We start from the raw sequence: 8,835 nt of genomic DNA, 5'->3' as shown, positions 1-8,835 counted from the left end.
AACAGCCGGTGGAATGCGGCCGCAGGAGCCGCTTCCGGCTGCGCCGGGTGGAACATGCCGAGGATTTGTTCTCTTTCCTCTGCCGTCAGCAAGTTCAGCTCGGCAATCTTCGCATCCGGACGGCTTACAATATCCGCAAGCAAATGTCCGAAATGAGCCGACAGCCGCCGGATCGTGCTTTCTTTATAAAGAGCCGTTGCGAATTCAAAGCTGCACTCCAGGCCGCCGTTTTCTTCCGTTACATCCACACTCAGGTCGAACTTGGCTGTGCCGTATTCGCTAGGGTACGGCGACAATTTCAGTCCTTCCAGCTCAAACTCTTTATCCTCCAGATTCTGCAGGGAGAACATTGTGTCAAACAACGGGTTCCGGCTCAAATCACGGTTGACCTGCACGTTATCGACGAGCTCTTCGAACGGATAATTCTGATGCTCGTAAGCGCCTAAGGTCGTTTCTTTCACTTCTTCCAGATACGACAGGAAGGTCTTCTCCGAAGCCGGATAGTTGCGAAGCGCCAGCGTATTGACGAACATTCCGATCAAAGGCTGCGTGTCTCCGTGCGTTCTGCCCGCAATCGACGTTCCGACGATCAAATCGTCCTGACCTGTGTATTTATGCAAAAGCACAGTATATGCCGCCAGCAGCACCATATACAGCGTCGTTCCTCTTTGAGCGGCCAGCTGCTTCAAGCCTTGGCTGGTTGCCTCATCCACGAAAGACGTCAGCGTCTGTCCCTCAAAGCTCTGCACGGCCGGACGCGGATAGTCCGTCGGCATTTCCAGAACCGGCAGCTCACCCCGGTAACGGTCCAGCCAGTAAGCTTCCTCGCGTTTCAACTGCGCTTTTTGCTCGTCCGACTGCTGCCATACCGCATAATCCTTGTATTGAATGCGCAAAGGCTCTAATGACTCGCCGCCGTACAGACGAACAAGCTCCTCGACTAACACGTCCATCGAAACCCCGTCGGAGACGATATGGTGCATGTCGAACATCAGCAAATAACGTTCGGCTGCCAGCTCTACGAGCTCCGCCCGCAGCAGCGGAGGCTTCGCCAGATCGAAAGGCCGGATGAAGGCCTGCACGACTCCGGGCGCTTCTTCCTCACTCGCATGACGGTACTTGACGGCAAAGTCGACGCTCTCGTAAATGCGCTGTACCGCTTCGCCTTGTACGATCTCAAAACCGGTTCGCAGCGTTTCGTGCCGTGCGATTAGCCCGCGGAAAGCCTTCTCCAGCAGGCTCCGGTCAATTGATCCTTCCAGCTGAAGCACGCCCGGCATGTTGTAGCTCTGATCGGCCCCTTCCAGCTGATTCAGAATAAAGAGCCGCTTCTGTGCTGAGGAAAGCGGATAATAGGCTCTTGTGTCTGCCAGCGGAATCGACGAGAACGACTGCTCACGGGTCCGGGAGATGGCGAGAGCCATCTCTTCGATCGTCGGGCAGCGGAATACGTCGCGCAGAGGCAGCTCGACGTTCAGCTCCTGATGCACCTTACTCACCAGTGTCGTCGCCCGCAGGGAATGGCCGCCCAGGTCAAAGAAGTTGTCATGAACGCCGATGTGCTCCAGTCCGAGCACGCTTGTCCAAATTTCAGCCAAGCTGGCTTCCAGCGGCGTCCGGGGCAGAATACGTCCTTCGCCCGGCTGCAAGCTCTCCTCCGGCGCCGGCAGCGCCTTCCGGTCGACCTTGCCGTTCGTCGTCAGCGGGAGCCGCTCCAGCTGGATCAGGTACGCCGGAATCATATAGGCCGGCAGTTCCTGGGAAAGCACGCTCTTCAGCTCGGCTGCCGGAAGCTCGCGGTCCGCTTCATAATAGGCGCAAAGCTGCTTCTCGCCGGAGGCATTTTCCCGCGCGAATACCGTCGTTTTCCGAATCCCCTCCACTTTCTGAAGCTGAGCTTCGATCTCGCCCAGCTCAATACGGAAGCCGCGGATTTTCACTTGGTCGTCCGTCCGTCCCACGTATTCGATCGTGCCGTCCGGCAGCCATTTCGCCAAATCCCCCGTCCGGTACATTCGTTCTCCCGGTACAAACGGATTGTCCACAAATTTCTCCGCTGTCAGCTCCGGCCGGTTATTGTAGCCGCCTACCAAGCCTTCTCCGCCGACGCAAAGCTCCCCGGCCACGCCGATCGGCAGAAGCTTGTTCCGGCTGTCGACGATATACACCGTCGTATTGCTGATCGGCCGTCCGATGGGTACAGTAGCCGCCGACTCATCGACGAAGTCGACCGGAAGGTACGTGGTGTACACCGTGCTTTCCGACGGGCCGTACAGATGGTTGAGCCTGCCCGGTCCGATATGGGCAAGCGCTTTACGCACATGGCCGACCGACACGCGCTCTCCTCCGAACAAAATCGCCCGGACATCCCGCAAGCAATCGACGTTCACATCTACAAGGACGTTGAAGTAAGCCGTCGTAATCAGCATGACCGAGATGCGCTCTCGCTGGATGAGATCCGCCAGCCGGCCGATTTCCAGCAGCGTCTCGCGGGGAACCAGCACCAGCCGCGCTCCGTTCGTCAAAGCGCCGAAAATATCGAAGATTGCTCCGTCGAATGAATAGCTCGAAAGCTGGAGGACATGATCACGATCAGTGATGTCGATATAATTCGTATTTCGCACGATCCGCACGATGTTACGGTGCGAAACAAGGTTGCCTTTCGGCTTGCCCGTCGTGCCTGACGTATAGATGATGCAGGCCAGATCCGTCGCTTCGGTGCCCGGATGTAGATTAGTGCCGTCCTCGTGATAGAAGGACTCTTCATCCAGTAAGATCACGGAGTCCGAACCCGCCAGGCGCCCCTGCAAGCGGCTTTGCGTCAGCAGAGCCTGCGCTCCCGAATCCTCGATCAGGAAACGGATACGCTCCTCGGGATATTCCGGGTCAATCGGCACGTAAGCCGCGCCGGCTTTGTGTGCCGCCAGCATGCCCACCACCATTTCGATGGAACGCTCAGCCATAATGGCGACCAGACAGCCTTTGGATATTCCATGGCTTCGCAAGGTACGGGCAAGGCGGTTGACGCGTTCGTTCAGCTCACGGTAGGTCAGCTCCTGCTCACTCATGGAGATGGCGGCTGCATCCGGGATGCGCTCCGCCTGCTCTTCAAACAATTGAATAAGCGTCTTCCCGCGCGGAAACTCCGTGGTGGTGTCGTTAAAACGTCCGAGAAGGTCAGCCTTTTCCGCCTCCGTCACAAGCTCCAGCTCGCCCACGGTAATTTCCGGGTTATCCGTCACCTGCTCCAGCAGATGGACGAGATGCCCCTTGAGGCGCTCGATGCTGTCTTTATCGAACACTTCGGCGTTAAAGTCGAACCGGATTTCGATCTCGGCTCCCGGCACCACGGTCACGTTGAAGTTATAGTTCGTCTGCTCCTCCATCTGAACGTCAGCGATCGTCAGGTCGCCGTGCTGCTGGTCGCCCGCCTGCTCCATCTGCTCGTCCACCGGATAGTTCTCGAAAGCGATGATATGGTTGATCAGGTTCTGCTTTTGCACGCTGCGGGCTTGAATTTCATACAGCGGATAGTAATCATAACGCCCGGACTCCAGCGCCCGCTCTTGGAGCTTCGCCATCAGGTCGGCGAACACGGTGTCCGCTTCGCTCGTGACGCGGACCGGCACCGTATTGATGAACAGCCCGATCATGGACTCAATGCCCGGAATTTCCGCTGGTCTTCCGGCCACGACGCTGCCGAATACGGCATCGTTTGTTCCGTTATATTTTTGCAGCATCACGCCCCAAGCGGCTTGCAGCAGCGTATTGACCGTAACCAGGCGTTGTTTCGCCACCCGGTCCATCCGCTCGCTAAGGTCCTTGCCCAGCTCGGCGGTGACGTGATCAGCCGTAAATTTGCCGCTTGGCGCCGGTTCCTTTTGTCCCGGGAGTACGGTTTGCCCTTCATAACCTGCCAGGAATGCCGTCCAATAGCCGGACGCCGCCTGGTCGTCCTGTTTCTCCAGCCATTCGATATAGGCGCCATAATCCGAGCCCTTATCTCCCGCTGGCTGCTTGCCGGATGCCAAGGCCGAGTACGTCTCAAACAGCTCCTGCGTCAGCTGCGCCAGGCACCAGCCGTCCATCAGAATATGCTGGAAACTCCACAGCACATGATAGCTTTGATCCTCGGTGCGCAGGATCGTAACCCGAACGAGCGCGTCATGTTCCAGGTCGAAGCCGCGAAGCTTGTCATCCTCGGCCTTTTGATCCAAATACGCTTGTTTCTCGTCCGCCTGCAAATGTAGCAGCTCTTCATATTCAAAGCCGACCGGCTTGTCGCGGTATATGATTTGCAGCGGCTCGCCCGCCGATCCTTTCACAAAATTCGCTCGCAGCACCAGATGACGTTTCGCTAGCTCCATCCAGCTCCTCTCGAAAAGCTGGACGTCGAGCGCTCCCCGCATCGTAAACCGCGTCTGCTCGAAGTAAGCGGCCGTTTGCCGGTCAAGCGCGCTGTGGAACCACATGCCCTTCTGCATCGGCGTAAGCGAGTATATATTTTCGATTTCCCCGGGATGGCCCGGGCGCTGGGCAATCTGCTCTAATTCCGCGATGGTCAAGCCTTTAAATTGCACGTCGCTCGGCGTGAGCTCGGTGTTTTCCTTGCCTGCGCAGTGAGTAATGAGCTCCCGGAGACTTTGCTCAAGCCGCTCGGCGAAGGCTTCCATCGTTTCCTTGCGATATTGCTTCCGGCTGTAGCTGAGATCGAGCGATAAAGCGCCGCCTTGCACCATGCCGTTGATATCCAGCACAAAGCTGCGGGCCTGCCGGTCGCTGGCCGGGCTTCCGCTGGAATAAGGAGATATGCCGATCTCGTCCTGGTTGACATCATCGTCGAACTGGCCGAGGTAGTTAAAGTTAATTTCCGGCTCTGCGCCCCAAACAAAGCCATCCTCCGATTTGGAGAGATAGCGGCATACGCCGTACCCAAGCCCCTTGTTCGGAATGCGGCGCAAGCTTTCCTTGACCTGTTTAATCTGATAAGCCAAATCCCGGCCTTTTTCCGGCTCCAGGACGACCGGAAACTTGGTCGTAAACCAGCCGACTGTTCGCGTGATGTCGATATCCGTTCCGATCGACTCGCGTCCGTGTCCTTCGAGATTGATCCGCACCCGTTCGTGTCCCGTCCACTTGCGAACGGCTATGCCGAGCGCCGTTACCAAAATATCGTTCATTTCGGTGTTGTAGGCCCGGTGAACCCGCTTCAGCAGCAGCTCCGTTTCTTCGGGAGTCAAACGTACGAACAGCGATTCGCTGTCCTGCTGCGTCGTAACGTCCGCCTCCATATCCTTCGGCAAGGCCGGCACCTCAATTTGTTCCACGGCCTGCCAATAGGCCCGTTCCTTCGCCATCTCCGGGCTTTGTGCGTAAGCGGCCAGCTGCTCGGACCAAGTGCGGTACGCATCCGTTTTCGCCGGGAAACGAATTTCCCCGTTTTTGCCGGCCTGCTCGTAACCCAGAGCGAAATCCTCCATCAAAATACGCCAAGAAACGCCGTCCACCACGGCATGATGAACCGCGAGCAGCAGATGATCGCCGTCCTCGCATCGGAACAGTCCCGCCTTCACGAGGGGCCCGTTCTCCAGATCGATGCCCGCTTGAATGTCCGTTGCCTTCGCTTCCACAGCCTTCGCGGTATTCTCCGCAGCGTCCTTGAAGTCGAACACGTCCAGCGTGAACAGCCCGCCTTCCTGAATCGCGCGGTTCCGCGCGCTAAACCCTTGCTCCGTCTTGCGGAACACCATCCGCAAGGCGTCATGATGCTCGGCCAGCTTTTGCAGCACCTGATGGACCGTCTCTTCGTCGAAGCGTTCCTTCCGGTACAGCATCACCGACTGGTTGAAATGATGCGGGTCCGCAAAGGAGCTCTCGAAAAACCAATGCTGAATCGGCGTCAGCGCCGTTTCACCCGTTACTTCGCCTTGATCGATGGTACGACCGATCGGTTTCACATGCAGACTGAGCTGTGAAATCGTCGGGTATTTGAACAAATCCCGGATTTCCAGCTTGTATCCGGCTTGATGAAGCCGCGAGGATACTTGAATAGACCTAATCGAGTCTCCGCCCAGCTCGAAAAAATGATCCGTTACCCCAACGCGATCGGCGTTCAATACCGCCTGCCAGACATCGGCAAGCGTCCGCTCGACTTCATTGCGGGGAGCTACGTAAGCGCCGCCGGTCAGTGCGTTTCCTTCCGGAGCGGGCAAAGCCTTGCGGTCGATTTTGCCGTTCGGCGTGAGCGGCATCCGCGGAAGCTGAACAAAATGAGCCGGAATCATGTAATTCGGCAATTTTTGCGCCAGTGCGCTTCTCAGCTCGCCGAGCGTAAGCGGGCGGCCCGCGACCAGGTAAGCGCACAATTCTTGCCCGCTTTTGCCTTCCCGCGCGATTACGATCGTCTCCTGCACGGAGTCGATCTTCAGAAGCTGCTCTTCAATCTCGCCGATCTCGATCCGGAATCCACGGATTTTCACCTGATGGTCGATCCGGCCCAAGTACTCCAAATTTCCGTCCGGCAGCCAGCGGGCCAAGTCGCCCGTCCGGTACAGTCTCTCTCCGGGCTCAAACGGGTGTTCAATGAATTTCTCCGCCGTCAGATCCGGCCGGTTCCAATATCCCCGGGCGAGGCCGACACCCGCGATACATAATTCTCCCTCCACTCCGATAGGCGCCAGCTGATTCTGTGCGCCTAGTATATACAGCCGATGGTTCCAGATCGGACGTCCGATCGGAATCGCTGTGCGTTCGGCGTCATACGCAGACGCTGCCCACACGGATGTTGCGATCGAGGCCTCCGTCGGACCGTACGCGTTATAGTACTGTACCTTGTCTTTCCACTGCTGCACGAATTCAGCTGAAACGGCGGAGCCCGCCGTGATGAGCTTGCTCAGACTCGGCAGGCGGTCTGGATTCAAATAAGCCGCATATGTTGGCGGCAAAGTGGCGATCGTTATTGCATGCTCGTTCATGAAACGTTCGAACAGCCGATTATCCAAAATCGTCTCAGTAGACGGGATATATAAGGCCGCCCCGAAATACAGAGCGTTGAACATCTCCCAGCACGACGCATCGAATGATAGGCTGGCGAATTGCAGCACTCGATCCTGTTCGGTCGTGCGAAGCGTATGGGCAAACGTCAGTTTCAGGCTGACCAGCCCGCGATGCTCCAGCATGACCCCTTTGGGTTGGCCCGTGGTACCTGATGTATAGATGACATAAGCCAGATCGTCCGGACCGCTGGCCGGCTCCAGGTTCGAGCCATCGCGGCTGTAGGACTGCTCGTCATCCAGCGCCACCAAAGTCCCTTCGAATGGCACCTGCTGCAGCAGCTCCCTCTGAGTCAGCAGCAGCTGCGCGTTCGAGTTCTCCAGAATATAGCGGATGCGTTCTTCCGGGTATTCCGGATCGATCGGCACGTAGGCACCGCCAGCTTTCAGAACCGCCAGAATGCCAACGACCATCTCCAGCGATCTCCTGGCCATCAACCCTACCAGCTGATTGGGCAGCACGCCGACCGACCGCAGCGTCCGCGCCAGCTGGTTCGCCCGTTCGTTCAGCTCCGCGTACGAAAGCCGCCGCCCCTCAAAGACAACCGCCGTCGCTTCGGGCACCCGCTTCGCCTGCTCCTCCACGAGCTGATGAATCGTCCGGTCACGGGGATAGTCCTTCTCGGTATCGTTAAAGCTTTGCAGCAATTGAAATTTCTCGTCCTTAGGCAGCATATCCGCCCGTACGATGTCCAGCTCCAACTCGTGAAGCCCCACGGCCAGCAAGCGATTCAGATGGCCGACGACCCGAGTCATAAATTCGGAGTCATATAAGTGCTCGTTATAGGACAGCGCTAGCTGGATCGTCCCGCCGGTTAAGCTGAATTCAAAAGAACAATCCGTGACCACGTTTTGCCCGATTTCATCCAGATGCAGCTCCTTAAGGGATACTAGCGTATGAACGACGGGTATCCCGTCTGCAGCTTGCAGGTCCAGCTTCTCCGTCATTTTCAAGAACGGAATATGTTGATGCTGAATTGCCTCCGGCAAAGAAGTCCTCAGCTCGCTCAGAAGCGTTTTGAAAGTCGCACCCGCCGAAAGCGAATTTTTCAAAATGACCGTATGATTAACGGATCGGCGCGTCTCTGCCCGTTTCCGTACAACCGGCATACCGACCAGAATGTCCGAAGCGCCTGTATATTTATGTAAGAGCGACTGAACACCGGCGAGCAAAATCATAAAAGCGGCTAGCGGAGCGCCCTTGCTCATTTGAAGGACGCGCTGCGCCGCTTCCTCCGAGAGCGAACCGCCGACGGTTTTCATAATGGGCGCCAGGGAGCTTGGCGCTTTGCTGTAAGGCAGCCGTGTCAAGGTGTAATCGTCGCTACCGAATTTCTCGTTCCAAAACAACGTTTCTTTTTCAAAAGCCACCTGGATCGTTCCCCTCTCTTCATCGGTAAAAGCAATCCGGCGGAGCATATGCCCCAGCAACGCTCCAGCCTTGCTCCCCGCCTTTTCGGTCATGTGACAACAATGTCAATGGACTTCGACGGGCTTTGGGTTAACATTGGGTTCGAAATTAAATTTGGGGGTGGACAAGCGATGTTCCTCCCATCGATGTAAGGCTTGCTGCAGGGTCCTGGCCGGCCAGCAGGAAATCGCCCGTCCCCTCCGGATTCGGCACCGGAGCTGCCTTTGTCAAAGCCTATGTTTAAGGGGTATGGAAACACTCTATGTACGATTAGTGCATTCCCCCGCAGCCCTGGTATGGATAAGCAGAGATCCGGCTGCGGGGGAGCGCGATATCCTGACGGTTAGATGTGACAATGGTACTGCATAAGCC

General features: G+C 57.0%; 1 protein-coding gene. It reads right to left on the bottom strand.

The window, feature by feature from the left end; translation table 11 throughout:
- Positions 1–8,516, bottom strand: an 8,516-nt coding sequence (locus tag L1N82_RS22530) for a non-ribosomal peptide synthetase (RefSeq protein WP_235289713.1), incomplete at its 3' end; no start/stop codon positions are given.
- Between the last annotated feature and the right edge of the window lie 319 nt (positions 8,517–8,835).

Origin of the sequence: Paenibacillus tarimensis (genome assembly GCF_021532315.1) — a bacterium.
Lineage (GTDB): Bacteria > Bacillota > Bacilli > Paenibacillales > Paenibacillaceae > Paenibacillus_I > Paenibacillus_I tarimensis.
The sequence above is the reverse complement of the archived record's forward strand: the minus strand, read 5'-3'. Positions and strand labels throughout refer to the sequence as shown.